Origin of the sequence: Oharaeibacter diazotrophicus (assembly GCF_004362745.1) — a bacterium.
Classification (GTDB): domain Bacteria; phylum Pseudomonadota; class Alphaproteobacteria; order Rhizobiales; family Pleomorphomonadaceae; genus Oharaeibacter; species Oharaeibacter diazotrophicus.
Window position 1 is genome coordinate 64,265 of sequence record NZ_SNXY01000012.1, and the last position, 25,653, is coordinate 89,917.

At 72.6% G+C, this 25,653-nt stretch carries 25 protein-coding genes; 2 read left to right on the forward strand and 23 right to left on the reverse strand.

From position 1 onward, the window contains the following. Positions 1–222: 222 nt before the first annotated feature. The 22 genes from EDD54_RS21700 to tsaB form a co-directional block, all read right to left on the reverse strand. Positions 223–870: a glutathione S-transferase family protein gene (locus tag EDD54_RS21700; protein ID WP_126540672.1), complete on the reverse strand. Its 648-nt coding sequence runs from the start codon at positions 868–870 to the stop codon at positions 223–225. 106 nt (positions 871–976) lie between these two features. Further along, positions 977–1,420 (reverse strand): 30S ribosome-binding factor RbfA, encoded by a 444-nt coding sequence (rbfA, locus tag EDD54_RS21705; protein ID WP_126540673.1) that lies wholly within the window; start codon positions 1,418–1,420, stop codon positions 977–979. Between the two features lie 52 nt (positions 1,421–1,472). Next, positions 1,473–2,006: a YcxB family protein gene (locus EDD54_RS21710; RefSeq protein WP_126540674.1), complete on the reverse strand. Its 534-nt coding sequence runs from the start codon at positions 2,004–2,006 to the stop codon at positions 1,473–1,475. Further along, complete coding sequence (locus tag EDD54_RS21715; protein WP_126540675.1) at positions 1,999–2,538, reverse strand: YcxB family protein; 540 nt, start codon at positions 2,536–2,538, stop codon at positions 1,999–2,001. Before EDD54_RS21715 ends, EDD54_RS21710 begins: the two co-directional genes overlap by 8 nt. 28 nt (positions 2,539–2,566) lie before the next feature. Next, a complete protein-coding gene (gene infB, locus EDD54_RS21720; RefSeq protein ID WP_126540676.1) occupies positions 2,567–5,314 on the reverse strand; it encodes a translation initiation factor IF-2 in 2,748 nt (915 codons plus the stop codon). A gap of 68 nt (positions 5,315–5,382) precedes the next feature. Further along, positions 5,383–6,195 (reverse strand): RNA-binding protein, encoded by an 813-nt coding sequence (locus EDD54_RS21725; protein WP_126540677.1) that lies wholly within the window; start codon positions 6,193–6,195, stop codon positions 5,383–5,385. Between the two features lie 41 nt (positions 6,196–6,236). Then, positions 6,237–7,853: a transcription termination factor NusA gene (gene nusA / locus EDD54_RS21730; protein ID WP_126540678.1), complete on the reverse strand. Its 1,617-nt coding sequence runs from the start codon at positions 7,851–7,853 to the stop codon at positions 6,237–6,239. A 71-nt stretch (positions 7,854–7,924) separates the two neighbouring features. Next, on the reverse strand, positions 7,925–8,521 hold the full coding sequence (gene rimP, locus EDD54_RS21735) for a ribosome maturation factor RimP (RefSeq protein WP_126540679.1): 597 nt from the start codon (positions 8,519–8,521) through the stop codon (positions 7,925–7,927). Between the two features lie 167 nt (positions 8,522–8,688). After that, positions 8,689–9,714, reverse strand: a complete 1,026-nt coding sequence (gene adhP, locus EDD54_RS21740; RefSeq protein ID WP_126540680.1) for an alcohol dehydrogenase AdhP — start codon at positions 9,712–9,714, stop codon at positions 8,689–8,691. 95 nt (positions 9,715–9,809) lie between these two features. Next, the gene (locus EDD54_RS21745; RefSeq protein ID WP_126540681.1) at positions 9,810–10,910 is read right to left on the reverse strand and encodes a polysaccharide pyruvyl transferase family protein; all 1,101 of its coding nucleotides are present in this window, start codon (positions 10,908–10,910) and stop codon (positions 9,810–9,812) included. Between the two features lie 116 nt (positions 10,911–11,026). Continuing rightward, entirely contained in the window at positions 11,027–11,716 is a 690-nt protein-coding gene (trmB, locus tag EDD54_RS21750; protein WP_126540682.1) for a tRNA (guanosine(46)-N7)-methyltransferase TrmB, read from the reverse strand. A gap of 70 nt (positions 11,717–11,786) precedes the next feature. Next, positions 11,787–12,965, reverse strand: a complete 1,179-nt coding sequence (gene metK / locus EDD54_RS21755; protein WP_126540683.1) for a methionine adenosyltransferase — start codon at positions 12,963–12,965, stop codon at positions 11,787–11,789. A gap of 197 nt (positions 12,966–13,162) precedes the next feature. After that, on the reverse strand, positions 13,163–13,576 hold the full coding sequence (locus EDD54_RS21760; protein WP_126540684.1) for a helix-turn-helix domain-containing protein: 414 nt from the start codon (positions 13,574–13,576) through the stop codon (positions 13,163–13,165). Between the two features lie 153 nt (positions 13,577–13,729). Next, complete coding sequence (gene lnt / locus EDD54_RS21765) at positions 13,730–15,376, reverse strand: apolipoprotein N-acyltransferase (protein ID WP_245515855.1); 1,647 nt, start codon at positions 15,374–15,376, stop codon at positions 13,730–13,732. A 100-nt stretch (positions 15,377–15,476) separates the two neighbouring features. Then, the gene (locus EDD54_RS21770) at positions 15,477–16,481 is read right to left on the reverse strand and encodes a hemolysin family protein (protein ID WP_126540686.1); all 1,005 of its coding nucleotides are present in this window, start codon (positions 16,479–16,481) and stop codon (positions 15,477–15,479) included. A gap of 39 nt (positions 16,482–16,520) precedes the next feature. Then, entirely contained in the window at positions 16,521–17,024 is a 504-nt protein-coding gene (ybeY, locus tag EDD54_RS21775; protein WP_126540687.1) for an rRNA maturation RNase YbeY, read from the reverse strand. Next, positions 17,021–18,055: a PhoH family protein gene (locus EDD54_RS21780; RefSeq protein WP_126540688.1), complete on the reverse strand. Its 1,035-nt coding sequence runs from the start codon at positions 18,053–18,055 to the stop codon at positions 17,021–17,023. The genes ybeY and EDD54_RS21780 overlap by 4 nt, the downstream gene beginning before the upstream one ends. Before the next feature lie 106 nt (positions 18,056–18,161). Further along, positions 18,162–19,535: a tRNA (N6-isopentenyl adenosine(37)-C2)-methylthiotransferase MiaB gene (miaB, locus tag EDD54_RS21785; RefSeq protein ID WP_207620322.1), complete on the reverse strand. Its 1,374-nt coding sequence runs from the start codon at positions 19,533–19,535 to the stop codon at positions 18,162–18,164. A 41-nt stretch (positions 19,536–19,576) separates the two neighbouring features. Then, positions 19,577–20,458 carry a lyso-ornithine lipid O-acyltransferase gene (gene olsA, locus EDD54_RS21790; RefSeq protein WP_126540690.1) on the reverse strand — a complete coding sequence of 294 codons (882 nt, stop codon included), beginning with the start codon at positions 20,456–20,458 and terminating at the stop codon, positions 19,577–19,579. Beyond that, the gene (locus EDD54_RS21795) at positions 20,455–20,844 is read right to left on the reverse strand and encodes a Fur family transcriptional regulator (protein WP_126541901.1); all 390 of its coding nucleotides are present in this window, start codon (positions 20,842–20,844) and stop codon (positions 20,455–20,457) included. The genes olsA and EDD54_RS21795 overlap by 4 nt, the downstream gene beginning before the upstream one ends. A gap of 103 nt (positions 20,845–20,947) precedes the next feature. Next, complete coding sequence (gene rimI / locus EDD54_RS21800; protein WP_126540691.1) at positions 20,948–21,436, reverse strand: ribosomal protein S18-alanine N-acetyltransferase; 489 nt, start codon at positions 21,434–21,436, stop codon at positions 20,948–20,950. After that, complete coding sequence (gene tsaB / locus EDD54_RS21805; protein WP_208112254.1) at positions 21,433–22,116, reverse strand: tRNA (adenosine(37)-N6)-threonylcarbamoyltransferase complex dimerization subunit type 1 TsaB; 684 nt, start codon at positions 22,114–22,116, stop codon at positions 21,433–21,435. Before tsaB ends, rimI begins: the two co-directional genes overlap by 4 nt. A gap of 153 nt (positions 22,117–22,269) precedes the next feature. Here tsaB and EDD54_RS21810 point away from each other — a divergent pair, with 153 nt between their 5' ends. After that, positions 22,270–23,388 carry a class I SAM-dependent methyltransferase gene (locus tag EDD54_RS21810; RefSeq protein WP_126540692.1) on the forward strand — a complete coding sequence of 373 codons (1,119 nt, stop codon included), beginning with the start codon at positions 22,270–22,272 and terminating at the stop codon, positions 23,386–23,388. Continuing rightward, on the forward strand, positions 23,385–24,218 hold the full coding sequence (locus EDD54_RS21815) for a TrmH family RNA methyltransferase (RefSeq protein ID WP_126540693.1): 834 nt from the start codon (positions 23,385–23,387) through the stop codon (positions 24,216–24,218). The genes EDD54_RS21810 and EDD54_RS21815 overlap by 4 nt, the downstream gene beginning before the upstream one ends. A 9-nt stretch (positions 24,219–24,227) precedes the next feature. On the opposite strand, the gene EDD54_RS21820 is transcribed toward EDD54_RS21815, so the two are convergent. Continuing rightward, entirely contained in the window at positions 24,228–25,583 is a 1,356-nt protein-coding gene (locus EDD54_RS21820; RefSeq protein WP_245515857.1) for a glycosyltransferase family 4 protein, read from the reverse strand. Positions 25,584–25,653: the final 70 nt, after the last annotated feature.

The following is a 25,653-nucleotide window of genomic DNA, read 5'->3' on the forward strand; positions in this document are numbered from 1 at the left end:
TCGTCGAATGGCAACTCCGATGCCCACCTCCTCGGGACGGTGGGCGTGCGTGAAAATACCGAGACGAACGTATCACGACGTGAATTGAAGTAAACGCTTTTCGACGGCATGGATCGCGCGTCGGTCGCCGAACGCGCGAGCGTGCCGCCGCTCTCCCCGTCCGCGGTCGCGAAAAGGCGTGCGGCGTCCGCGTCGGCGCGGAGGCCGCAGCCTCGAGCGGTATCAGCCGGCTCGCCCGTGCCCGGCCCGGGCGGCCTCGATCTCGGCGGTGGTCTTGGCCACGCGCAGGAAGGCCGGGCGGTTGGTGACGCGGTCGAGATAGGCGCCGAGCGCCGGCGTCCGCTCGAGCAGGCCGAAGCGGGTGATCCAGTCGAGCGAGACGCCCCACAGCACGTCCGCGGCCGAGAAGCGCTCGCCGAGGAGGTAGGGCCCCTCGGCGATCCGGTCGAGGATGGTGCGGATCGTGGTGTCGGGATCGGCGAAGGGCGACATCGAGCGCGGCGCCGGCTCGCGCTTCAAGTAGCGGTCCATGATCGCCGGCTCGAAGCAGGAGCCCTCGAAGGCGATCCAGCGGAGATAGGGGCCGCGCAACGGGTCGCCGATCGCCGGGGCGAGGCCGGCGCCCTGGAAGGCGTCGGCGAGGTAGATGGTGACGGCGACCTGCTCGGTGACGACGGCGCCGCGGTGCACGATCGTCGGCACCTTGCCCATCGGGTTGACGGCGAGGAAGTCGGGCTTCAGCTGGTCGTCGGCCTCCAGGTCGAGGAAGCGGACGTCGTAGGGCGCGCCGAGCTCCTCGAGCAGGACGCGGGTGCCGACGGCGCGGCTGTGGTGGTTGTAGTAGAGCGTGACGCGATCACTGTCCGTCATCTCCGACCTCCCTGTGGCTGTGTGCCCGTGGCGCGGATGCGCGCCGAGTCCATCCTGCCCGGGGACGATGACGGGGGCTGTCACGAGCGTGCGGGAGGGCCGGTCCTCAATCCCCGCCGCCGTCCCCGCCATCGCCATCCTCGCTCGACGGCGCCTCGATGTCGCGCTTGACCTCGGGCGAGCGCAGCAGGGCGTCGATGCGGGCGTCCTCGTCGAAGCGGTCGTCGAAGCGGAAGACGAGGTCGGGCGCGTAGCGCAGGTCGATGCGGCGGGCGATCTGGCTGCGGATGAAGCCCTTGTGACGGGCGAGCGCCTTCGGCGCCGCCTGCGGGTCGGCGCCGACCAGGGCGGTGACGTAGACCGTCGCGTTCTTGAGGTCCGGCGAGACGCGGACCTCGGGGATGGTGACGATCAGCCGGTCGATCTCGTCGTCCTGGATCTCGCCGCGGGCGATCAGGTCGGCGAGGGCGTGGCGGATCAGTTCGCCGACGCGGAGCTGGCGCTGCGACGGCCCCTTGGGCTGGCCCTGGTCGTGGGCGCGGCGGGACATGGTGTGTTCCTCTTCGTTGTGGTCCTTGCGATGGCGCGAAAGGGGCGCGCCGTCAATCCACCGCGGCGGCGCTCATCGCGTCGACGTGGGCGGCGAAGGCTTCCATCTGGCGCCGGTCGGCGAAGGCGCGCCGGGGCACGGCGATGCCGGTGTCCGGCGTGGTGCGGACGAAGACGTGGCCGGCGGTGACGTCGACGGCGCCGATCTCGGCCCAGGTCGTCAGCGTCTCGGTGCCGTCGGCGCTCACCAGCAGGCCGTCGGGGCGGAGCGTCAGGCGCACGGGGCCGCGCGGCAGGTCGATGCGGGCGGTGCGGGCGTGGCGGTCGGCCCGATCGGCGGCCGCGCCAGAGACGACGACCAGCAGCGTCAGCGCGATCGCGACCAGCCACGCCCTCGGATCGTCGTCGGGGATGCCGAGCGCAGCGTCGGCGATCGGCCAGACCGTGCCGACCACGGCCGCGGCCACCGGCAGCAGCCACCAGCGCCGGGCCGACCAGCGCGGCCGGAGGGCGGCCAGCGCCGCGGCGTCGGCGGTGCCGAGGCGGTAGTCGAGCCGGTCGACCGGCGGCGGCGCGGCGTCAGGCACCGGCGCCGCGCGCCCGCTGCCAGGCGTCCCGGATGGTCGCGACGTCGTTCGGAAAGCCGGCGGTTTCGAGCGCGCGCAGCGGCACGGCGTGGATGTCGTGCCAGCGCGTCACCATGAAGAGGAAGCCCTCGGCTTCGCGCAGTTCGGTAACGGCGGCCCAGTCGATCCGGCTCCGGAAGCCGGGGCCGGCGATCTGGAAAGCGTCCGCCCACCACGTGAAGCTGCGGTGGCCGAGCCGCGGGTCGTCGGGCGCCATGTCGCCGGGCTTCGGCGTCAGCTTCCAGCCGACGAAGCCGAGGGCGCCGACGAAGGCCAACCCGTCCTCCCACGGCGGCAGGTCGAGGCCGGTGGCACGGTGGACGTAGAGCTTGACGAGGCAGAACACGAGGCCGCCGATCGCCATGCCGGCGAAGAGACGGCGCAGCCGCTCGTGGCAGCCCCAGTGCCTGGCCCCAAAGGCCGGACGCGCGAACGCGGCGGACATGGCGGCCGCGTCCGCAGGTGTCAGGTCGTAGTGGACCTCGTCGGTCATCCCGCCTCCGGGCGGCGCGACGCTCCGGTCAGAGCGTGCGCGCGACCTCTTCGACGCGGAAGCATTCGATCACGTCCCCGGCGCGCATGTCCTGGTAGTTCTCGAAGTTCATGCCGCATTCCTGGCCGGCGTGGACTTCCTTCACGTCGTCCTTGAAGCGCTTGAGGGTGCCGAGCTTGCCCTCGTGGATGACGACGTTGTCGCGGATGAGGCGCACCGAGGCGCCACGCTCCACCACGCCCTCGACCACGCGGCAACCGGCGACCTTGCCGACCTTGGTGATGTTGAAGATCTCTAGGATCTCGGCGTTTCCGAGGAAGGTCTCGCGCCGCTCGGGGGCGAGCAGACCGCTCATCGCGGCCTTCACGTCGTCCACGAGGTTGTAGATGATGTTGTAGTAGCGGATCTCGATGCCGGCGCGTTCGGCCGCGGAGCGGGCCTGGGCGTTGGCACGGACGTTGAAGCCGATGATCGCGGCCTCCGACGCCTCGGCGAGGCTGACGTCCGATTCCGTGACGCCACCGACGCCGCCGTGGATGATCCGCGCCGAGACCTCGTCGTTGCCGACCTTCTCGAGCGCGCCGATGATCGCCTCGAGCGAGCCCTGCACGTCGGTCTTGACGACGAGCGGGAACTCCTTGCGGCCGGCCGCGGTCTGCAGCTTGTTCATCATCTGCTCGAGCGACCCGCGGGCGCCGGCGAGGCGCTTCTGCGAATTCTCGCGCTTCTGACGGACGCGGTACTCGGTGATCTCGCGGGCGCGGGCCTCGTTCTCGACCACGGCGACGCGGTCGCCGGCGTCGGGCGTGCCCTGGAAGCCGAGCACCTCGACCGGGGTCGACGGCGCCGCCGACTGGATGTTGGCGCCGTGGTCGTCGAGCAGCGCGCGGACGCGGCCCCATTCGGAACCGGCCACGACGATGTCGCCGACCTTCAGCGTGCCGCGCTCGACGAGCACGGACGCCACCGGGCCGCGGCCCTTGTCGAGCTTGGCCTCGACCACGATGCCCTCGGCCGCCCGGTCCGGGTTGGCCTTGAGCTCGAGCACCTCGGACTGCAGCAGGATCGCCTCGAGCAGCTTGTCGAGGTTCATCCTCTTGGTGGCGGAGACCTCGATCTCGAGGACGTCGCCGCCCATCGATTCGACCTGCACCTCGTAGCGCAGCAGCTCCTGGCGGACGCGGTCCGGCTTGGCGTCGGGCTTGTCGATCTTGTTGATCGCCACGATCAGCGGCACGCCGGCCGCCTTGGCGTGGGCGATCGCCTCGATCGTCTGCGGCATGACGCCGTCGTCGGCGGCGACCACGAGCACCACGATGTCCGTCACCTTGGCGCCGCGGGCGCGCATGGCGGTGAAGGCGGCGTGGCCGGGGGTGTCGATGAACGTGATCTTCTGACCGTTCATCTCGACCTGATAGGCGCCGATGTGCTGGGTGATGCCGCCGGCCTCGCCCGCGGCCACGTTGGCGTGGCGAAGCGCGTCGAGCAGCGAGGTCTTGCCGTGGTCGACGTGGCCCATGATGGTGACCACCGGCGGGCGCGACACGGTGTCGGCTTCGACGTCGGGCGCCGCGAACAGGCCTTCCTCGACGTCGGACTCCGAGACGCGCTTGACGGTGTGGCCCATCTCCGTCGCGATCAGCTCCGCCGTGTCGGCGTCGATCACGTCGTTGATCTTCAGCATCTGGCCCTGCTTCATCAGCAGGCGGATGACGTCGACCGCGCGCTCGGCCATGCGGTTGGCGAGCTCCTGGATGGTGATCGCCTCGGGCAGGATCACCTCGCGGAGCACCTTCTCGCGCGGACCGGACTGGGCGGCACGCTTCTCCTTCTCGCGGCGGCGACGGAGCGCGGCCAGCGAACGGGAGCGCTCGCCCTCGTCGTCGGTGAGGGCGGTGGTGATGGTCAGACGGCCCTTGCGGCGGTCCTCCTCGGTGCGCTTGACCGGGGCGGGCGCGGGCACGCGGGCCTTCTTTGTCGCGGGCGAGGCGACCTTGCCGCGCGGGGCCTCGTCGTCGTCGGTCGCGGCGGCCGGGGTGGCCGTGGCGGCACCCGGGGCGGGGGCGGCCGGCTTCGGGCGCGCCGGCATGACGAGCTCGATGGCGCCGGGGCGGCCGCGGGTCTCGTTGGTGCGCACGGTCGGCCCGGCCGTGGCGGCCGGCGTCGGCGCCGCGGCGGCGACGGGCGCGGCGGTCGGCTCGACCGCGGGCGCGGCCGGGGCGAGGGCGGCGAGGCGCGCGGCCTCCTCGGCGGCACGGGCGGCTTCCTCGGCGGCGCGGGCGGCGGCCGCGGCGGCCTCGATCTCGGCGCGGGCGGCGGCCTCGGCGGCGAGGCGCTCCTCCTCGACCCGGCGGATCGCGGCCTCTTCGGCACGGCGGCGCTCGTCGGCCTCGCGGGCGAGGGCCTCGCGCAGCGCCTGCTGGCGCGCGCCGATCTCGTCCTGGCTCAGGGAGCGCAGCACCATGTTGCCGGGGCCGGGACGGCGCTCGGACGGACGGGCCTGCTGCTGCGGCGCGGATCCGCCGGACGGCGGCGCCTCGCGGCGCGGCTGGAGGCCTTCGGCCACGCGGGCGGCAGGGGCCGGCGCCGGCGCAGGGGCCGGCCCGTCGCCGGGCATGCGCGACTTCTTCTTCTCCACGACGACGGCCTTGGTGCGGCCGTGGCTGAAGCTCTGGCGCACCGTGCCCTGTTCGACCGTGCGGCGCCCGAGCGACAGCGTCCCCTTCTTCTGGGAAGCGGACAGGGACTTGTCGTCGGTGTTCTTCGTATCGCTCATACCGTGCTCTATCCTCGCCGGCCGAAACGGCGATCCGACGGCCCTCGGGGGCCGGATCGCCGAATGACCTATCCCTTGCGGTCCCCTCGTCCGAGGTCCGCCATCCAGTCCACATCCGGCGACCCGCCCCTGTAACGGGCGAGCGCGGCGGCGTTTCTCAGGAAGCTGGTGCTCACCCCGCCGGCGAGCAGTGCAGCATGTATCACATTTGTCCCGCCCAATGCCAAATCCAAATCGGCACCGCGGAACAATCCGGCGACGACGTGCGGCACGGCCACAGGGGGGAGCGGGTCGCGCGTCTCGGCGGCGCCCTCGTCCCTCATGTCGGTGTCGCCGGCCCCTTCGTCCAGGGTGGCGCGGCCGACTTTCGCGTCCGTGTCGTCGTCTTCGTCGTCGAAATCGTCGTCGGCGGCGTCGTCCAGGTCGTCGCCGGCGTCGGCGCGCAACCGGCGCCGGATCGCCTGGGCGACCTTGCGGCGGCCGTCGTCGCGGGCCTCCTCGGCGTGGATCACCGCCACCACCTTGTCGCGCCCGAGCGCCGCCGTGACCTTGCCGAAGCCGGTCACCACGCGGCCCGCCTTGCGCGCCATCGACAGCGACGACAGCGCCACCTCCGCGAGCAGGCGGTCGACCAGGTCCGGCAGGCCGGGGTCGACCGTCGCCTCGGCCTTGAAGCCGCGGGCGAACAGCTTGCGGCGCACCGCTTCGGCGACCATGTCGCGGCGCGCGGTCACCCACACGCCGCGGCCCGGCAGCTTGCCGCGCACGTCCGGCACCACGGCGCCGTCGGGCGCGCGCACGAAGCGCAGCAGCCCCTCGGGCGGCTGCGCCGTGCGCGTCACCACGCAGGTGCGCTCGGCGGTGTCGGGCCGGTCGGCCATCTCTGCTCCCACGCGTCCGTGTCGTCGAGGACCGGGGCCGGTCAGGCCTCGGCCACCTCCTCGCCCTCGGTCTCGCCGCCCTCGCCCTCGTCCTCGGGCGCTTCCTCGGCGGGGGCCTCGATCCAGCCGGCGACGACGCGCGCGGCCATGATGATCGCCTCGGCGTCGGCGCGGGAAACGTCGAGCTCGGAGAAGGTGCCCTTGTGGCGCGTGACCTCGCCGCCCTTGCGCTCGGTCCAGCCGACGAGGTCGTCGGCGGCGCAGCCGGCGAGGTCCTCGACGGAGAGCAGGCCGTCCTTGCCGAGGGCGACCATCATCGCGGTGGTGACGCCGGCGACCTGACGCAGGTCGTCGGAGACGCCCATGCGGACGCGCTCCTCGTCGAGCTCGCGCTCCTTGGCGTCGAGGAACTCCTGGGCGCGGGCCTGGATCTCCTCGGCGGTGTCGTCGTCGAAGCCCTCGATCGAGGCGATCTCGTCGCGGTCGACGAAGGCGAGCTCCTCGACGGTGGCGAAGCCCTCGGTGGCGAGCAGCTGGCCGACCACCTCGTCGACATTGAGCGCCTCCATGAAGAGCTGGGTGCGCTCGTTGAACTCCTTCTGGCGCCGCTCGCTCTCCTCGGCCTCGGTCATGATGTCGATGGCCCAGCCGGTCAGCTGGCTGGCGAGGCGGACGTTCTGGCCGCGGCGGCCGATCGCCAGCGACAGCTGCTCGTCGGGGACGACGACCTCGATGCGCTCGGCGTCCTCGTCGAGCACCACCTTCGACACCTCGGCCGGCTGCAGCGCGTTGACGATGAAAGTGGCCGCGTCGGGCGACCAGGGGATGATGTCGATCTTCTCGCCCTGGAGCTCCTGCACCACCGCCTGGACGCGGCTGCCGCGCATGCCGACGCAGGCGCCGACCGGGTCGATCGAGGAGTCCTTGGAGATCACGGCGATCTTGGCGCGCGAACCGGGGTCGCGGGCGACGGCCTTCACCTCGATGATGCCGTCGTAGATCTCGGGGACCTCCTGGGCGAACAGCTTGGCCATGAAGGTCGGGTGGGTGCGCGACAGGAACACCTGCGGCCCGCGCTGCTCGCGGCGGACGTCGAAGATCAGCGCGCGGATGCGGTCGCCGTAGCGGAAGCTCTCGCGCGGGATCAGTTCGTCGCGCCGGCAGATCGCCTCGCCGCGGCCGAGGTCGACGATGACGTTGCCGTATTCGACGCGCTTGACGACGCCATTGACGACCTCGCCCATGCGGTCCTTGAACTCGTCGAACTGGCGGTCGCGCTCGGCCTCGCGCACCTTCTGCACGATGACCTGCTTGGCCGACTGGGCGGCGATGCGGCCGAAGTCGATCGGCGGCAGCGGCTCGGCGATGAAGTCGCCGAGGCGGGCGGCCGGGTTGCGGTGGCGGGCGTCGACGAGGTCGATCTCGGTCGAGGAATTCTCGACGCGCTCGACCACCTGCAGGAGGCGCTGCAGCCGGATCTCGCCGGTGCGCGGGTTGATCTCGGCGCGGACGTCGGTCTCGGAGCCGTAGCGCGAGCGGGCCGCCTTCTGGATGGCGTCCTCCATCGCGGTGATCACGATCTGGCGGTCGATCGACTTCTCGCGCGCGACCGCGTCGGCGATCTGCAGGAGTTCGAGTCGGTTCGCACTGACGGCCATGGTCTTCTCTCTCCGGATCCCGTTGCCGGGGGCTTCAGCGATCGGGGCGCCCCGCCGCGGGGCGCCCGCCTTCAGGTCCTGTTCTGGCGCAACGCCTCGCGGATCAGGGCGTCGTTCAGCACCAGCTTCGCCTCGTCGAGGGTGTCGAGGCGGAACCAGATCTCCTGGGTGCCGTCCTCGAGGCTCTGTAGCAGGCGCACGCCACCCTCCTCGCCGCGGGTGCCGAGCAGCCAGCCGCGGAAGCGCTTGCGGCCGGCGACCGGCACCTGCAGCTCGATCTTGGCCTCGAAACCGGACCAGCGGTCGAAGTCGGAGCGGCGGACCAGCGGCCGGTCGATGCCCGGCGAGGAGACCTCGAGGTGGTAGGCGCCCGAGATCGGGTCGTCGACGTCGAGGGCCGGGGACACCGCCTTCGACACCGTCTCGCAGTCCTCGACGGTCATGCCGCCGTCGGCGCGCTCGGCGAAGATCTGCAGCGTCAGGCCGTTCTGGCCGAACAGGCGGACGCGGACGAGACGGTAGCCGAGGTCGATCAGCACCGGCGCGACGATCGCCGCCACCCGCGCGTCGACGCCGGTCTCGGAGACGATGCGCGGCTCGGCGAGATCGGTCTCGACGGGGGAGCCGCCGAGGGGCGGCAGCGGCGTGTCGGGGGTGTCTGCGGTCATCGGTCCCAGGCGGTCGCGCGACCCGATGCCGGCCGGAGGGGGCCGGATATGAAAAAGGAGCGGGTCCGGGGGGACCCACTCCCAATCCGCTCATCGAGCGCATCAGAACTGTTGCCGTCTACTTAACCCCGCCGGCGGCGGAAATCAAGCTCCGACGGCCGTCCCGTTCACAGCTCGAGCACGATGCGGCCCTCGACCTCGCCCTTCTTCAGGCGCTCGAAGATGCCGTTGATGTTGTCGAGGCTGTCGGTGGTGGTGGTCGGCTTGACCTTGCCCTCTGCGGCGAACTCGATCGCCTCGGCGAGGTCGCGGCGGGTGCCGACGATCGAGCCGCGGATGGTGACGCGCTTCAGCACGACGTCGAAGATCGGCGTCGGGAAGTCGCCCGGCGGCAGGCCGCAGAGGCTGATGGTGCCGCGCCGGCGCACCAGCTTCAGGGCGTCGGCGAAGGCTGCGCGGGAGACCGCGGTGACGAGCACGCCGTGGGCGCCGCCGTGGGTGGCGTTCTCGATCTCGTGGGCGAGGTTCTGCGTCCTGGCGTTGATCGTCGCCTCGGCGCCGAGCGCGCGGGCGAGCGCGAGCTTGTCGTCGTCGACGTCGACGGCGACCACGTGCAGGCCCATCGCCTTGGCGTATTGGACGGCGACGTGGCCGAGACCGCCGATGCCGGAGATCGCGACCCACTGGCCGGGGCGCGCCTCGGTCTCCTTCAGGCCCTTGTAGGTGGTGACGCCGGCGCACAGGATCGGCGCCATCGCCACGAAGTCCGGGTTGTCGGGCAGCTTGCCGACGTAGTCGGCGGCGGCGAGCACGTATTCGGCATAGCCGCCGTCGACGCCGTAGCCGGTGTTGTGCTGGCCCTCGCAGAGCGTCTCCCAGCCGGTCTCGCAATGCTCGCAGCAGCCGCAGGCGTCGTGCAGCCAGGGCACGCCGACCGGGTCGCCCTCCTTGAGGTGCTTGACGCCCGGGCCGACCTTGGCGACGTAGCCGACGCCCTCGTGGCCGGGGATGAAGGGCAGCTTGGGCTTGACCGGCCAGTCGCCGTCGGCGGCGTGGAGGTCGGTGTGGCAGACGCCGCTGGCGATCACCTTGACCAGGACCTCGCCGAGGCCCGGTTCCGGGATCGGGACCTCCTCGATCACGAGGGGCTGGCCGAAGGCCCGCACCACGGCGGCTTTCATGGTGGCAGTCATGGGTCGTCTCCGATTCCACCGCGCGCGGCGGCTATGGGCGGAGACTATCGCGCCGACGGGGCCGATCCTTGATCGCGATCAACCGGCCGCCGGCATCAGGGTTGACCCCGACGGCCCCCCGGCAGCAACCGGCGCAGCGCGCCGACCAGCCCGCCCGAGCGGGCGGCCTTCTCGGCGCGGGCGAGGGCGCGGACGTCGTGGCGGAAGCGGATGTCGCGGATCGCCGGCAGGTCGAACACGGTGCCGCCCGGCGGCGCCGACAGCGGCGCGAGGTCGAGCGGCAGGGCGGCGACGAGGCGGTCCTCGTCGAGCGTCTTCTCCGTCCAGGTGGCGTCGATCGCCGCGATCAGCCGCTTCCAGGCGATCCGGCGGCCGGGCTGGCGAGCGTAGGCGGACAGGCGGGCGAGGCCGAGGCCGCGGTAGAGGTCGACGAAGCGGTCGTCGACCGGGCCGGGCGCGGCGAGGTCGACGTCGGCGAGGCCCTCGCGCCCGTTCACCAGCGGCAGGCAGGGAATGCCGTAGCTCTCGGCGACCACCATGCCGTGGAGCGAGGTCGAGACGATGCGCCGGCAGGACGCGACCTCGTCGACCCAGGCGCGCAGGCCCTCGGCCGACACCGGCGTGCAGGTGTTGATCAGACGAACGCCCTCGACGCCGGCGAGGTCGTAGGCGGCGAGACCCGACTTCGGCCGCGCCTCGTGGGCGCGGTCGGCGAGTTCGGAGAGGTGGAGGATCACGCCGAGCTCGTGGGTCTTCGCCACGGCCGGACGGTAGAAGCGCGGCAGCAGCCAGACCGGATCGCCGAAGGCGGCGCGTTCGGCCGCCTCGGCGCCGCCGAGACGGGCGGCGCTCAGCGGGCCGCGGGTGGCAGCGACCTCGATCCGCGTCCCGGGGGGCGGCGCGTAGGGAATGCGCTCGGCCGGACGGGCGCGCGGGTTGGCGTGGGGCGAGCAGCCGCTGCCCCAGACCGTCACCGTGCCGCCTTCGAAACCGTGGGCGACGGTGCCGACCGCGGCGAGGCGATTGCGGACCGAGCGGAACGGCACGCGCTCGATCGGAAGGCCGGTCAGGAGCGCGACCATCACCGGCGACATGGCGTCGCCCCAGTTGAGATAGTCCATCTCCTCGGACGAACCGGCCCAGCCGAGGGGCACGCACCCGGTGTCGCGGACGAGGGCGCGCAGGTCGGAAGTCATCGGGTCGTCTCTCCGGATGCCGCGCGCCGGAGGTCGCGGGGCGAGGCGCCTGCCTTTACGGGAAAACGCGGGCGGCTGCAAAGCGGCCCCGCCGGCCGGACGCGCGAGCGACCGGATCAGGCGCGCTCGAAGCTCAGGTAGTTGCCGCGCCGGCCCTCTCGGAGCGCCTTGGCCTCGTAGCGCGTGCCGGGCCAGCCGGCCCAGGGCGCGCGCCAGTCGTCCGGCCGGGTCGCGGTCCAGCGGAAGGCCGGGTGGCGGCGGACGTGGAACAGCGTCCAGTCGACGTAGCTGTCGATGTCGGAGGCGAAGTGGAAGGCACCGCCGGGCTTCAGCACGCGGGCGAAGCGGTCGAGGTTGTCGGGGCCGACGAAACGGCGCTTGAAGTGGCGCTTCTTCGGCCAGGGATCGGGATAGAGCAATACGACGCGGTCGAGCGAGGCGGCGGGCAGCCAGTCGAGCACCTTCACCGCGTCGGCATCGGAGACGCGGACGTTGGCGAGGTCGCGGGCGCGGACGGCGGCGAGCGCCTTGGCCATGCCGTTGACGAAGGGCTCGACGCCGACGAAGCCGACGTCGGGGCTCTCGCCGGCGCGGTGGACGAGGTGCTCGCCGCCGCCGAAGCCGATCTCGAGACGGATCTCGGCGGGGACGTGCGGGAAGAGGTCGGCGAGCGCTTCCGGCGCCGGGCGGTCGAGCGGGAGGGCGAGGGTCGGCAGCAGGCCGGCGATCAGGTCCGCCTGTCCGGCGCGGAGCGCCTTGCCCTTGCGCCGGCCGTAGAAGGCGGCGTCGCGGACGTCGTCGGTCATGGTGTCGATGGGTCTCTCGGGGGATGGCGACGGCGGCCCGAGCGGGCCGCCGTCGCATTCGGTCGGGCGGTCAGAGCAGCGCCGACTTCAGCGTCTCGGCGAGGTCGAGCTTCTCCCAGGAGAAGCCGCCGTCGTCCTCGGCCGGCCGGCCGAAGTGGCCGTAGGCGGAGGTGCGGGCGTAGATCGGCCGGTTGAGGCCGAGTCGCTCGCGGATGCCGCGCGGCGAGAGGCGGACGACGTCGCGATCCGACAGCAGCGCCTCGACCTTGGCCGGGTCGACGTGGCCGGTGTCGTGGAGGTCGACGTAGATCGACAGCGGGTCCGAGACGCCGATGGCGTAGGACAGCTGGATGGTGCAGCGGTCGGCGAGACCGGCGGCGACCACGTTCTTGGCGAGCCAACGCGCCGCGTAGGCGGCCGAGCGGTCGACCTTGGTCGGGTCCTTGCCGGAGAAGGCGCCGCCGCCGTGCGGGGCCGCGCCGCCGTAGGTGTCGACGATGATCTTGCGGCCGGTGAGGCCGGCGTCGCCGTCGGGACCGCCGATCACGAACTTTCCGGTCGGGTTGACGTGCCAGGACGTCTCGGACCCGATCCAGCCGGCCGGCAGGGTCGCGCGGATGTAGGGTTCGACGATCGCCCGGACGTCGGCCGAGGTGAGGTCGGGGTCGACGTGCTGGGTGGAGAGCACGATCGAGGTCGCCGCGACCGGCTTGCCGTCCACGTAGCGCAGCGTCACCTGGCTCTTGGCGTCCGGGCCGAGCTTCGGCTCGGTGCCGTTCTTGCGGACCTCGGCGAGGCGGCGCAGGATCGCGTGGGCGTAGTAGATCGGCGCCGGCATCAGCTCCGGCGTCTCGCGGCAGGCATAGCCGAACATGATGCCCTGGTCGCCCGCGCCCTCGTCCTTGTCGCCGGCGGCGTCGACGCCCTGGGCGATGTCGGCGGACTGGGCGTGCAGCAGCACGTCGATCTCCGCGGTCTCCCAGTGGAAGCCGTCCTGCTCGTAGCCGATGTCGCGGATGGCGAGCCGGGCGAGGTGGGAGATCAGGTCGGGCGTGATGGTCGAGGGTCCGCGGACCTCGCCGGCGATCACGACCTTGTTGGTGGTGGCGAGCGTCTCGCAGGCGACGCGGGCCTCGGGCGCCTGCGCCAGGAAGGCGTCGACGACGGTGTCGGAGATCCGGTCGCAGACCTTGTCCGGATGACCTTCGGACACGGATTCACTGGTGAAGAGATAATTCCGCCGGGACATGGGATGACCCCTCAAAGTAGACGGACGGCTCCACCCGGACGGGTGGCCGGCCGCATCCTTTTCGCAAAGCGGTCGAGAGGGCGCAAGTGCGGTGCACACGCGGCGCGTTCGGCACCGTTCGGCCGGACGCTCGCGCGGGCGTCCGGCCGAAAGGGGCGATCGGCCGCGCGGCGCGGCCGAGGCTATCGACGCGGCGTTCAGGCCGGGGTGTCGTCGTCCGAGAGCGACTGGACGAGGTCGACGATCCGGCGGCGGACGCGGGCATCCTTGATGCGGATGAAGGCCTTGTTGAGGGAGAGGCCCTCGGAGCTCGACAGGAAGTCCACCACGTAGGAGTGCGGCTGGTTCTCGGCGAAACCCATCGCCTCCTCCGGGGTGCCCGGCGCATCCTCGAAGAAGAAGGAGACGGGGACCTTGAGAACGGTCGCCGTGTGCTGCAGGCGGCTCGCACCGATACGGTTGGTGCCCTTCTCGTATTTCTGGATCTGCTGGAACGTGATGCCGAGCGCCTCGCCCAGCTTCTCCTGACTCATACCCAGCATCATGCGGCGGAGGCGAACCCGGCTACCGACGTGGATGTCGATCGGATTCGGGGATTTCTTGCTTGCCATTCGATCATACTCGTTCGCGAGGTTATGTCTGCGGTATTCTTCTTTCTTGGTCGATCACCCGTTGTTGTGGTTCATCGACCAGCGGTGGTTCTCGCCCGGCTTCAAGTGACACGGGTCCACGCGTAGGAATTGTCGGCCCGGGTCGTGGTCGTGTCAACGCTTCCACGCCAGCTTGCGGCCCCCCGCGACGAGGACAATGAACGAAAATACGTAGAACGTTAACAGCCAATATGAACCCATCCGCCGAAATACCACCGGCGGCGTTTCCGACGGTAACCGAGCGTCGAGCACGCCGCGCTCGCCCAGCCCGAGTTCGGCGGTGATTCGGCCGTAGCCGTCGACCACCGCGGAGACGCCGGTGTTGGCGGCGCGCACCATCGGCAGGCCCTCCTCGACGGCGCGGGTGCGCGCCTGGTCGAGGTGCTGCCACGGCCCGGCGGTGTGGCCGAACCAGCCGTCGTTGGTGAGGTTGAGCAGGAAGCCGGGGGGATGGGCGGGGTCGACGACGGCGCCGGAGAAGATCGCCTCGTAGCAGACCAGCGCCCCGGCGGAGGGGGCGCCGGGCACTGTCAGCGAGCGTCGGCCGGGGCCGGCGGAGAAGCCGCCGACCGCCGGGACGATCTGGCGCAGGCCGATCGCGCTCAGCCAGGATTCGAGCGGCAGGTATTCGCCGAAGGGGACGAGGTGGACCTTGTCGTAGGCGTCGACGATGCGGCCGCCGTCGTCGACGACGTAGATGCTGTTGTAGAAACGCCGCCCGCCGCCGGCGACCTCGATGCGCGGGGCGCCGGTGATCAGCGTGGTGCCGGTGGGCAACAGGTCGGCGATGCGGGCGAGGGCGTCGGGCTCCTCGGTTAGGAAGAAGGGCAGCGCCGTCTCCGGCCAGATCACGTGGGTGAAGCTGATCACCCCGAGCGTGTCCGGGCCGGTCTTCGTGTCGCTGAGCGCGACGAGGGTGTCGAGGGTGGCCTGCCGGTATTCCGGGCTCCACTTCTGCGCCTGGTCGATCGCCGGCTGGACGATGCGCAGGCGCACGCCCGGCACCACCGCCTCGCCGACCGGCGCGGCGCCGGAGAGCCGCCAGAGCCCGAAGCCGACGTCGCCGAGGAGGATCGCGCCGGCGAGCGCGAGCACGGCGATCCGCCAGCGTGGCCGTACGTCCGGGTCGTCGCCGAGGACGGCCGGGGCCGCCGCGACGACGACGATCAGGAAGGTCAGGGCGTCGACGCCGACGACGGAGGCGAGCTGCAGCGTCACGTCGGTGGCGCCGGCGGCCTGACCGAGGAGGTTCCAGGGAAAGCCCGTGAGGACGTGGCCGCGCAGCCATTCGGCGGCGGAGAGGCCGACGGCGAGCGCGAGGATGCGCGCGGGTCCCTCGACCCAGACGAGGCGGGCGAAGGCGACGCCGGCGGCGGTGAAGAGGGCGAGGCCGGCCGGCAGCGCCACGACGGCGAAGGGCATCAGGACGGCGAAACGGTCGGCCTCCACCAGGAAGGCCGCGCCGATCCACCACAGGCCGGCGAGGAAGTAGCCGAAGCCGAACCACCAGCCGACCGCCGCGGCGGGCCGGATCCGACGGACACCGCCGCGGCCGGCGGACACCGCGCCGTCGACCAGCCAGACCAGCACCGGCAGCGTCACGAAGAGCACGGGGGCGAGGTGCCAGGGCGCCATCGCCAGCGACGACACCGCTCCGGCGAGGAAGGCGGCGGCGAAGCGGCGCCAGCCCCAGAGCAGGATCACGGCATGGGCGAGCGAACGCATCGGCACCTCGGGCAGGCGGCGGTTCGCCCGCGCCACCTGCCGGGTCGGCCGCCGAATCGGTGGGCCGAGCGTGGTGTCCCCGCGCCGGAGGGTCAAGGCCGCCGGCGAACCGGCGGCCGTCGCGAGGGATGCGACGTCAGGCCGCCGAGGCGGCGCCCTCGCCGGTGGCGACGATGCGCACGGTCTTGATGCGGCGGGCGTCGGCGTCGAGCACCTCGACCTCGAAGCCGGGCAGTTCGTCGAGCGTCAGCACCTCGCCCCGGGCGGGGATGCGGCCGAGCGCGGAGAACAACAGGCCGCCGAGGGTGTCGACCTCCTCCTCGTGGACCGTCACGTCGAAGCCCGGCCCGAGCACGGCGGCGACCTCGTCGAGGTCGGCGCGGGCGTCGGCGAGGAACACCCCGGGCGCGACCGCGCGCACCGGCGGGCCGTCCTCGACGTCGTGCTCGTCGTCGATCTCGCCGACGATGGTCTCGACGATGTCCTCCATCGAGACGAGGCCGTCGGTGCCGCCGTATTCGTCGATCACGAGGGCCATCTGGACGCGCGAGGCCTGCATCTTGGCCAACAGCGTCGCCGCCGGCATCGACGGCGGCACGAACAGGACGTTGCGCACCAGTCCGGTCTCGCCGAGGGTGCGGGTCAGGTCGACGGCGGAAAGGTCGAGCACCGCGGTGGCGTCGTCCTCGGCGTCCGGCGGGGCGGGGCGGGCGGCGCCGGCCGTGATCAGCGCCATCAGGTCCTTGATGTGGACCATGCCGACGGCGTCGTCGAGCGTCTCTCGGTAGACCGGCATGCGGCTGTGGCCGGAGTTCTCGAACAGCTGGACGAGGTCGGACAGCGTGGTGTCGATCTCGACGGCGTCGATGTCGGCGCGCGGCACCATGACGTCGTCGACGCGGGTCTCGCGCAGGCGCAGGATGTTGCGGATCAGCTGGCGTTCCTCGGGCGAGAAGGCCGCGTCGAGCGCGTCCTCCTGGCTCAGCGCCTGCTCGAGGTTCTGGCGCAGCGAGGCGGAGGGCTTGAAGCCGAAGGCTTCCCTGAGCCTGCCCAGCCAGGACGGCGGCACGCCGCCGGCATCGGTCGGAAGCACCGTGCCGGGGACGGCCGCGGGGCTACTCTGCGTCTCGGTGTCGCTCATCGTCTCCCGGTCGTCCCTCCCGGTCCGCCCCAGCGGCCGTCACCCCACCAGCGGGGCGTCGGCATAGGGGTCCGGGATGTCGAGCGCCGCCAGGATGGCCGTCTCCAGACGCTCCATCTCCTCGGCCTCGTCGTCTTCCATGTGGTCGTAACCCACGAGGTGCAGGAATCCGTGGACGACCATGTGCGTCAAATGATGCCGGAAAGGAAGCCCGCCGTCGACGGCCTCCCTGTCGACGGTCTCGCGGGCGATCACGATGTCGCCGAGCAGAGGCCCGTAGGCGTCGGCGTCGGGGTCGTCCTGCGGGAAGGACAGCACGTTGGTCGGCTTGTCGATGCCGCGGTGACGGGCGTTGAGCACGCGGATGCCGGCGTCGTCGGTGAGCACCACCGACACCTCCGAGCCGTCGAGGATCTCGGCGTCGGCGCGGGCGGCCGCGGCGGCGACCGCGGTCTCGACCAGCGCGACCAGCGCCGCCTCGCCTTCCGGCCAGTCGCCGGCCTCGACCAGCACGTCGACGGCGATCGCGGGAGCGGCGGTCACGAGGCGCTCTCCTTCGGCTGGCGCGCCTTCTCGGCGGCCTGCAGGCGCTCGCGGCCGTCGTCGTCGTAGGCCTTGACGATGCGGCCGACCAGTTCGTGGCGCACCACGTCCTCGTGGCCGAAGCGCACCTGCACCACGCCTTGGGTCTCCTTCAGGATCCGCGTCGCCTCGACGAGGCCCGAGACCTGGCCGGGCGGCAGGTCGATCTGCGAGGGGTCGCCGGTGACGATCATCTTGGATCCGTCGCCGAGGCGGGTCAGGAACATCTTCATCTGCATCGACGTGGTGTTCTGCGCCTCGTCGAGGATGACGGCGGCGTTGGCGAGGGTGCGTCCGCGCATGAAGGCGAGCGGGGCGACCTCGATGGCGCCGGAGGTCAGAGCGCGCTCGACCTTGTCGGGCTGCATCATGTCGTATAGCGCGTCGTAGAGCGGGCGCAGGTAGGGGTCGATCTTCTCGCGCATGTCGCCGGGCAGGAAGCCGAGGCGCTCGCCGGCCTCGACCGCCGGACGCGACAGGATCAGGCGGGCGACCTCGCCGCGCTCGAGCAGCGCGGCGGCGTAGGCGACGGCGAGATAGGTCTTGCCGGTGCCGGCCGGGCCGAGGCCGAACACCAGCGAGGAGCGGTCCATCGCCCGGATGTAGGCGTCCTGCGCCGGGTTGCGGGCGACCACGGTCTTCCGGCGGGTCGCGATCTGGGCGAGCTTCAGCCGCGTCTTCGGCTCCAGCGTCGGCAGCGCGAGCTGGCCCTCGAGGCTGATCGCCATCCGGATCGCGCCCTCGACGTCGCCCGGGGCGATCTGCTGGCCGGCCTGGAGACGGGCGTAGAGCGCCTCCAGGACGTCGCGGGCGCGGGCGCAGGCCTCGTGCGGGCCGCGGATGGTGACCTGGTTGCCGCGGGCGGTGGCGTCGACGCCGAGCTTCTGCTCGATCAGCGCGAGGTTCTGGTCGAACTGCCCGTAGAGGTGCCCGATCAGGCGGTTGTCGTCGAACACGAGCACCACGTGGGTCAGGTCCGAGGCGTGCGTCATTGGCTCTCCGGTGCGGCCGGGGTGGAGGGTCCCGTGGATCTCACCGGCGGTGATCCGGCGTCGTGGGCCGACGCCGCCGCCGCGAGGAACTGGCCCGCGCGCCCGCTCACGCCCTCAGCCGAACGGCGCCGTCCGCGGCCGGTTCCGCGAGGCGCCCGTCGAGGCTGTGGTGGCCGGCGGCGAGGATCTCGACCGCGGCGATCCCGCCGATCAGGTCGGCCGGCGCCGCGACGTGGACCGCCTGGAGCCAGGGCGAGCGCCCGACCAGTTGGCCCGGGTCGCGCCCGGCCTTCTCGAACAGCACCGGCACGACGAGGCCGACGCGGCTCTTCAGGAAGGCGGCCTCCTGCTCGTCGATCAGCGCCTGGAGGCGGGCGAGACGCTCGGTCTTGACCGGCTCCGGCACCTGATCCGATTCGGACGCGGCCGGGGTGCCCGGGCGCGGCGAATACTTGAAGGTGAAGCACGAGGCGTAACCGACGGCGCGCACCAGGGCGAGCGTCGCCTCGAAGTCGGCGTCGGTCTCGCCGGGGAAGCCGACGATGAAGTCGCCGGAGAGGGCGATGTCCGGACGCGCCGCGCGGATCCGCTCGACCAGCGTCAGATAGTCGGCGGCGCCGTGGCGGCGGTTCATGGCGGCGAGCACGCGGTCGGAACCCGACTGCACCGGCAGGTGCAGGTAGGGCATCAGCTCGGGCAGGTCGCGGTGGGCGGCGATCAGGGCGTCGTCCATGTCGCGCGGGTGGCTGGTGGTGTAGCGCAGCCGGGCGAGCCCCGGCACGGCGGCGAGACGGCGGACCAGCCGGGCGAGGCTCCAGGCGTCGCCGTCCGGGCCGACGCCGTGGTAGGCGTTGACGTTCTGGCCGAGCAGGGTGACCTCGCGCACGCCGGCGGCGACCAGCGCCTCGGCCTCGGCGACGACACGCTCGACCGGCCGCGACAGTTCTGCGCCGCGGGTGTAGGGCACGACGCAGAAGGTGCAGAACTTGTCGCAGCCCTCTTGCACGGTCAGGAAGGCGGTCACCCCCCGGCCGCGGACGCGCTCGGCGACCGGTTCGGGCAGGTGGTCGAACTTGTCCTCGGCGGGGAACTCGGTGTCGACCGCGCGCGGACGCGCCTTCGAGGGCACCCGGCCGGTGCCGGCGGCCGGGCGCTCGCCGGCCTTCACGCGCTCGAGCAGCTCGGGCAGCCGGTGGTAGGACTGCGGGCCGAACACCATGTCGACCACGGGCGCACGGCGGATGATCTCCTCGCCCTCGGCCTGGGCGACGCAGCCGGCGACGGCGACGGTGACGTCGCGCCCGGTGGTCTCCTCGAGCTTGCGGATCTTGCCGAGCTCCGAATAGACCTTATCGGCCGCCTTCTCGCGGATGTGGCAGGTGTTGAGGACGACGAGGTCGGCGGCCTCGATCCGGTCGGTCTCGTCGTAGCCGAGCGTGGCGAGCGTGTCCGACATGCGCGCGCTGTCGTACACGTTCATCTGGCAGCCGTAGGTCTTGATGAAGACCGTCTTGTTCGCCGTCACGGGACCTCGGGACCGGTTGACGCGGCGCTCGCGGCCGCAGCCTCGTTCCGCTCTAGCGTGTTTTCGGCCGCGGGGAAAGCCGACGCGGGCGCGCGTCCACCGACGGCGTCGGAGAGCAGGCGCCGGACCTCGGCCTCGGCGCGGATGGTGACCGCCTTGCGGTCGCCCTCGCGGTCGAAGGTGATCGGGGCGCCGAAGGCGACGGTGACGTCGACCGCGCCCTCGCGGGCGAGCCCCATCAGGTGCGGGATCAGTTCGGCGTCGCCGAGCCAGGCCACCAGCGGGCGCCACTGCCGGCCGAGCGGCAGGCCGTGCAGCCGGGTGTAGGCGACCGCGACCGGCTGGACCAGGACGTGGGCGTGGCCGCCGGCGTCGATGGCGGCGCGGGCGGCGCCGACCAGGGCCGAGCGGAACGGCAGCAGCTTCAGCCCGTCGCTGGTGGTGCCCTCGGGAAACAGCACCATGGCGTCGCCCTCGGACAGCCGCGCGGCGAGCTCGGCGGCCTGGGCGCCGGCCTTGGCCCGGCGCTCGCGCTCGATGAAGATCGAGCGCTGCAGCTTGGCGAACAGGCCGAAGATCGGCCAGGACGCCACCTCGCTCTTGGCGACGAAGGACAGCGGCATCAGCGAGCCGAGCACCAGGATGTCGAGCCAGGAGGCGTGGTTGGCGGTGATCAGCAGCGGCCGGCCGGTGGCCGGCGTGCCCTCGACGGTGACGCGCACGCCGATCACCTTCAGCGCGAGGCGGTGGAAGTGCACCGGCAGGCGCCGCTTCACCGGCCAGTCGAAGCGCACCGCGGCCATCTGCAGCACGACCAGCAGCGCGGCGTAGAGCGCGAAGGGCGGCAGGACGACGAAGGGCCGTAGCCGGGCGATCATTCGGCGGCGGCCTCGGGGTCGGCGAGCGGCACGGCGTAAAGTTCGAGCCGGTGGTCGACGAGGCGGTAGCCGAGGCGCTTGGCGATCAGGTCCTGCAGCGCCTCGATCTCCTCGCTGCGGAACTCGATCACCCGGCCGGACCTGAGGTCGATCAGGTGGTCGTGGTGCTCCTCCGGCACGGTCTCGTAGCGGGCGCGGCCGTCGCGGAAGTCGAGGCGGGCGATGATGCCGGCGTCCTCGAACAGCTTGACGGTGCGGTAGACCGTGGAGATCGAGATGTTGTCGTCGACCGCGACGGCGCGGCGGAACACCTCCTCGACGTCGGGATGGTCGGACGCGGCCTCGAGCACGCGGGCGATCACCCGGCGCTGCTCGGTCATCCGCATGCCCTTGGCGACGCAGAGGTCCTCCAGGGCGGAATAGCTGGTCTCGTCGGTCACCGCCGTCGGTCCCGGAAGCGGCGCCGGGACGGCGCCGTCACCCCCCGTGCTAGGAGATGTCGGCGCGCATGACAAGGGCGGTCGACGCCGGGCCGCCGGGCTTGGGATAGTAGTTCTTCCGCCGGCCGACCTCGCGGAAGCCGAGGCGGGCGTAGAGCGCCAGCGCCGGGGCGTTGCCGTCGTCGACCTCGAGGAACACCGACTTGACGCGGTCGTGGTAGAGCCGGCGCAGCGCCGTCTCCATCAGCCTCGTGGCGAGACCGCGGCCGCGCTGGCGCGGGGCGACGGCGACGGTGAGCACCTCGGCCTCGTCCTCGGCGGCGCGCACCATCACGAAGCCGATCGGACGGCGGGTGCCGAAGGGCGAGCCGCGGCGCGCCACCACGGTGACGACGCGGTCCTGGGCGAGCAGGGCCTCGATCTCGGCCGCGGCCCAGCCGCGGTGGAACGAGGCGGCGTGGATCTCGGCGAGGTCGTCGACGTCGTCGAGCCGGCCGGCGTCCACGATCGGGGGGTAGCTGGCGAACCAGGCGATCATCTGGCGACCTCGACCAGGGCCGCCTGCGGCTTGGCGTCGGGCGGGCGGACGTAGAGGGGGACGACGGGGGCGAAGGGCGCGGCGAGCCGGCCGGCGAGGCGCGCCACGGCGCGGGGATCCGGCCCGCCGAGCGGGAAGGACGGCGGCACCACCAGGCCGGCGGTGGCGGCGGCGTGGGCGAGGATCGGCGCGCCGGAGCCGACGATCGCCGTGGCGCGGCCGGCGATCCGGGCGAGCACGTCGGCCGCCTCGGCGGCGAAGGGCGGCTCGATCTCGCGGCCGTCGGCGGCGTAGAGCGCGGCGTAGACCTCGCCGCGGCGGGCGTCGACGGTGGCGAGCACCGGGCCCTCGGCCGGTTCCGGCAGCGAGGCGGCGAGAGCCGGCAGGCTGCCGATGCCGACGGCGGGCCGGCCGGTGGCGAGCGCCAGCCCGCGCGCGGCGGCGACGCCGACCCGGATGCCGGTGAAGCTGCCGGGGCCGACCGTGACGGCGAAGCGGTCGACGTCGGCGAGCGCGACGCCGGCCTCGGCGAGCACCGCGTCGACCAGCGGCAGCAGCCGCTCGGCGTGGCCGCGCTCCATGGTCTCGACGCGCACCGCGTCGAGACGCGGCCCGACGAGGGCGACGGCGGTGCGGTCGTGGGCGGTGTCGAAGGCGAGCACGATCATGGTTTTCCGCATAAGGGCTCCGACGCCGGCTGTCGAGACGACCGAACGACCCATCCGGGACGCGCGCGGGCGGGACGCCGCGCTTGCCGGCCGCCCCCGAGCCGGCTATCGGGAACGGACCGCCGCCGGACGACGAGCGCCCCGGCGGCCTCCCCGCGAGGTCCGATGGTGAAGACGCAACGCCCGAACGGTCCGAAGGACGGCCGGCCGCGCCGGCCCGAGCCGTGCCCGGCGCCGACCGGCGAGCGCGCCGCGCCGCGCCGCGACGAGCCCCGCCGGGACGATTCCCGGCGCGAGGAGCCGCGCGGGCCGGCCCGTCCCTCGGCGGCGCCGAAGCCGGCGCGGCCGGTGCCGCTGCCGCTCGGGGCCCGCCGGGTCCGCGAAACCGTCGGCACCATCCTCGCCAGCGACGGCTGGGACGACTACGCCCTCCTCGACATGGGCGCCGGCGAGAAGCTCGAGCGCTACGGTGCGCTGACCGTGGTCCGGCCCGAGCCGCAGGCGATGGGGCCGCGCCGGCTCGCGCCCGCGGTCTGGGAGGCGGCCGGCGCCGCCTTCACCGGCGACGTCGACGAGGAGGGCCCCGGGCGCTGGAAGACCGCGCCGGGCATCGGCGAGACCTGGGAGATGGCCGTCCTCGGCGTGCCCTTCGTCTGCCGCTTGACCTCGTTCCGCCACGTCGGCGTGTTCCCCGAGCAGGTCGAGCACTGGCGCTGGATGGCCGAGCGGATCGCGGACCGGCCCCGGCCGGCGCGGATCCTCAACCTGTTCGGCTACACCGGCCTCGCCTCGCTGGTGGCGGCGCGGGCCGGCGCCGAGGTCACCCACGTCGACGCCTCGAAGAAGGCGGTGGCCTGGGGCCGCGAGAACCAGGCGCTCGCCGGCCTCGACGCCGCGCCGATCCGTTGGATCGTCGACGACGCCGTCAAGTTCTGCGAGCGCGAGGTGCGCCGCGGCCGGCTCTACGACGGCATCCTGCTCGACCCCCCACGCTTCGGCCGCGGGCCCGACGGCGAGGTGTGGAACCTCACCGACGACCTGCCGCACATGCTCGACCTCGTCCGCGCGATCCTGGCGCCGGGGCCGTCCTTCGCGATCCTGACGGCCTACGCCATCCGCGCCTCGTTCCTGTCGATCCACGAGCTCGCCGCCGACCTCCTCGGCGACCGGCCGGGCCGGCTGGAGTCCGGCGAGCTGGCGCTGCGCGAAACCGGCCTGCCCGGCACGGCCGGCCGGCTGCTCTCCACCTCGATGTTCGCCCGTTTCCAAGGGGATCCCGCATGAGGAGCGACCGCCCCGAGACCGCCGCCCCCGGCCAGGTCAAGCAGATCACCTCGCTCGCCAACCCGCTGGTCAAGGACCTGCGCGCGCTGGCGATGAAGAAGCACCGCGACGAGACCGGGCTGTTCCTCGGCGAGGGACTGAAGCTCGTCACCGACGCCCTCGCGGTCAACTGGCCGGTCGACACCATCTGCTTCTCCGGCTCGGTGCGCGACCAGCCGGCGGTGGCGCAGGCCGCCGCCAAGGTGCACGCCCGCGGCGGCACCGTGCTCGACGTCTCCGAGGCGGTGCTCGGCAAGATCACCCGGCGCGACAATCCGCAGATGGTGGTCGGCGTGTTCCGCCAGCGCCTGCGCCCGCTCGCCGAGGTGAGGCCGGCCGACGGCGAGGTCTGGGTGGCGCTCGAGCAGGTCCGCGACCCCGGCAACCTCGGCACCATCGTCCGCACCGTGGATTCAGTCGGGGCCAAGGGCGTGATCCTGGTCGGCGAGACCTGCGACCCGTTCTCGGTCGAGGCGGTGCGCGCCACCATGGGCTCGATGTTCCACGTGCCGCTGGTGCGCGCCTCGCGCGAGGCCTTCCTCGCCTGGGCGAAGACCGCGCGCACGCGCCTCGTCGGCACGCACCTGAAGGCCACCCACGACTACCGCCGCGCCGCGGCGCCGGGACCGGTGGTGCTGGTGATGGGCAACGAGCAGCAGGGGCTCACCGAGCCGCTCGCCGAGGCCTGCACCGTCCGCGTCAAGATCCCGATGGCCGGGCAGGCCGACAGCCTCAACCTCGCCGTCGCCACCGGCGTCATGCTCTACGAGCTGCGCCGCGACGCGCTGTAGGCGCCGCCCTCAGCCGATGCGGTCGTAGAGGGCGGTTAGGCGTTCGTCGTAGCGCTCGGGCGCGAAAAAGGCGGCGCGGTCGCGGCCGGCGGTCTCGAGGTGGGCGACGAGGTCGTCGTCGGCGGCGAGTTCGCGGATCGCGGCGGCGATGTCGTCGGCGTCGTAGGCGTCGACGAGGCGGGCGGCATCGGCGGCGATCTCGCCGTTGGAGCCCTCGCGGCTGGTGATCACCGCGGTGCCGAGCTGCATCGCCTCGACGATCGGCAGGCCGAAGCCCTCGTAGATCGAGGGGAACACCACGCTGCGCGCGCCCTGGATCAGGCTCGTCAGCAGGTGGAACGGCAGATACTCCATGCGGAGCACCCGGGCGCGGCCGGCGACGATGGTGGTGATGCCGGGCTCCGGGCCGGCATTGCGGCCCTCGAGCCCGGGGATCGGGTGGCGCGTCACGGTCTGCCCGAGATGGGCGCCAAGCAGCGCGAGGTCCTCGGCGTCCTTCCAGGACACCGAGCCGACCAGCACCAGCGGCCGGTCGACCTGCGCCTTCAGGAAGCCCTCGACGATGCGGGCGACGTTCTTCTTCGGCTCGATCGCGCCGAAGAACAGGAAGTAGTCCTTGAAGTCGAGGCCGAACACCGCGGCGATCTCGTCGGCGATGGCGCCGCGGTCGCGTCCGAGCGCCTCCGGCGGCGGCGCCGACGACTGCCAGGTGTTGGTGACGCGGTCCTCCGGGACGCCGTAGAGCGAGACGATGTCGCGCCGCGAGGCCTCGGAGACGGTGACGATGTGGTCGGCGCGCCGGCAGACGTCGGCGAGCAGGCGGTGGTGGAACACCTTGTCGTCGAGAGTGGTGAAGGGCAGGCGCAGCGGCACGAGGTCGTGCACGGTGTAGATGTTGGCGGCACCCTTCAGGCGCACCGGCACCGGATAGGTCCAGTGCGCGATGTCGGCGCCGCCGTCGTAGGCGATCGGCAGCGGGCCGCGCCAGACGCGGAAGTGCCAGCGCGAGAATTCGTAGAGGTCGCGGTAGTTGAAGATGCGGTCGTAGGCCGGCATCCGGAGGCCGAAGCCCTTGGTGATCACCGCGCCGGTCACCGGCACCTGCCAGGGCCGGAGGCCGAAGGGCGAGCGCGCCAGCCGGCGGATCGTCGCCGCCGTCGACATGCCGCGCCGGCCGGGATCGAAGAAGGCGACCTCGCTCATCAGCGGGTCGCGGGCCTCGTCGGCCTTGACGCCGTAGACCACGTCGACGTGGTGGCCGAGCGCCTTCAGGCGCTGGCTGAGGTTGCGGCCGTAGGTGGCCACGCCGGTCCCGCGCTCGAAACCGAGGTTGTAGCCGTCCAACATGATGCGCCGACGCGCCATTCGGGGTCGCTCCGTCCACCGCGGTTTCCGGGGCGGAGGTGTAGGCGAGGCGGTGCGCCGTCCGCAAGGG

Bases quoted from the DNA above. Each gene is read 5' to 3' on its own strand.
- EDD54_RS21700 (WP_126540672.1), bottom strand. From the start codon at position 870: ATGACGGACAGTGATCGCGTCACGCTCTACTACAACCACCACAGCCGC.
- rbfA (WP_126540673.1), bottom strand. From the start codon at position 1,420: ATGTCCCGCCGCGCCCACGACCAGGGCCAGCCCAAGGGGCCGTCGCAG.
- EDD54_RS21715 (WP_126540675.1), bottom strand. From the start codon at position 2,538: ATGACCGACGAGGTCCACTACGACCTGACACCTGCGGACGCGGCCGCC.
- infB (WP_126540676.1), bottom strand. From the start codon at position 5,314: ATGAGCGATACGAAGAACACCGACGACAAGTCCCTGTCCGCTTCCCAG.
- EDD54_RS21725 (WP_126540677.1), bottom strand. From the start codon at position 6,195: ATGGCCGACCGGCCCGACACCGCCGAGCGCACCTGCGTGGTGACGCGC.
- nusA (WP_126540678.1), bottom strand. From the start codon at position 7,853: ATGGCCGTCAGTGCGAACCGACTCGAACTCCTGCAGATCGCCGACGCG.
- rimP (WP_126540679.1), bottom strand. From the start codon at position 8,521: ATGACCGCAGACACCCCCGACACGCCGCTGCCGCCCCTCGGCGGCTCC.
- adhP (WP_126540680.1), bottom strand. From the start codon at position 9,714: ATGACTGCCACCATGAAAGCCGCCGTGGTGCGGGCCTTCGGCCAGCCC.
- EDD54_RS21745 (WP_126540681.1), bottom strand. From the start codon at position 10,910: ATGACTTCCGACCTGCGCGCCCTCGTCCGCGACACCGGGTGCGTGCCC.
- trmB (WP_126540682.1), bottom strand. From the start codon at position 11,716: ATGACCGACGACGTCCGCGACGCCGCCTTCTACGGCCGGCGCAAGGGC.
- metK (WP_126540683.1), bottom strand. From the start codon at position 12,965: ATGTCCCGGCGGAATTATCTCTTCACCAGTGAATCCGTGTCCGAAGGT.
- EDD54_RS21760 (WP_126540684.1), bottom strand. From the start codon at position 13,576: ATGGCAAGCAAGAAATCCCCGAATCCGATCGACATCCACGTCGGTAGC.
- EDD54_RS21770 (WP_126540686.1), bottom strand. From the start codon at position 16,481: ATGAGCGACACCGAGACGCAGAGTAGCCCCGCGGCCGTCCCCGGCACG.
- EDD54_RS21780 (WP_126540688.1), bottom strand. From the start codon at position 18,055: ATGACGCACGCCTCGGACCTGACCCACGTGGTGCTCGTGTTCGACGAC.
- miaB (WP_207620322.1), bottom strand. From the start codon at position 19,535: ATGAACGTGTACGACAGCGCGCGCATGTCGGACACGCTCGCCACGCTC.
- olsA (WP_126540690.1), bottom strand. From the start codon at position 20,458: ATGATCGCCCGGCTACGGCCCTTCGTCGTCCTGCCGCCCTTCGCGCTC.
- EDD54_RS21795 (WP_126541901.1), bottom strand. From the start codon at position 20,844: ATGCGGATGACCGAGCAGCGCCGGGTGATCGCCCGCGTGCTCGAGGCC.
- rimI (WP_126540691.1), bottom strand. From the start codon at position 21,436: ATGATCGCCTGGTTCGCCAGCTACCCCCCGATCGTGGACGCCGGCCGG.
- tsaB (WP_208112254.1), bottom strand. From the start codon at position 22,116: ATGCGGAAAACCATGATCGTGCTCGCCTTCGACACCGCCCACGACCGC.
- EDD54_RS21810 (WP_126540692.1), top strand. From the start codon at position 22,270: ATGGTGAAGACGCAACGCCCGAACGGTCCGAAGGACGGCCGGCCGCGC.
- EDD54_RS21815 (WP_126540693.1), top strand. From the start codon at position 23,385: ATGAGGAGCGACCGCCCCGAGACCGCCGCCCCCGGCCAGGTCAAGCAG.
- EDD54_RS21820 (WP_245515857.1), bottom strand. From the start codon at position 25,583: ATGGCGCGTCGGCGCATCATGTTGGACGGCTACAACCTCGGTTTCGAG.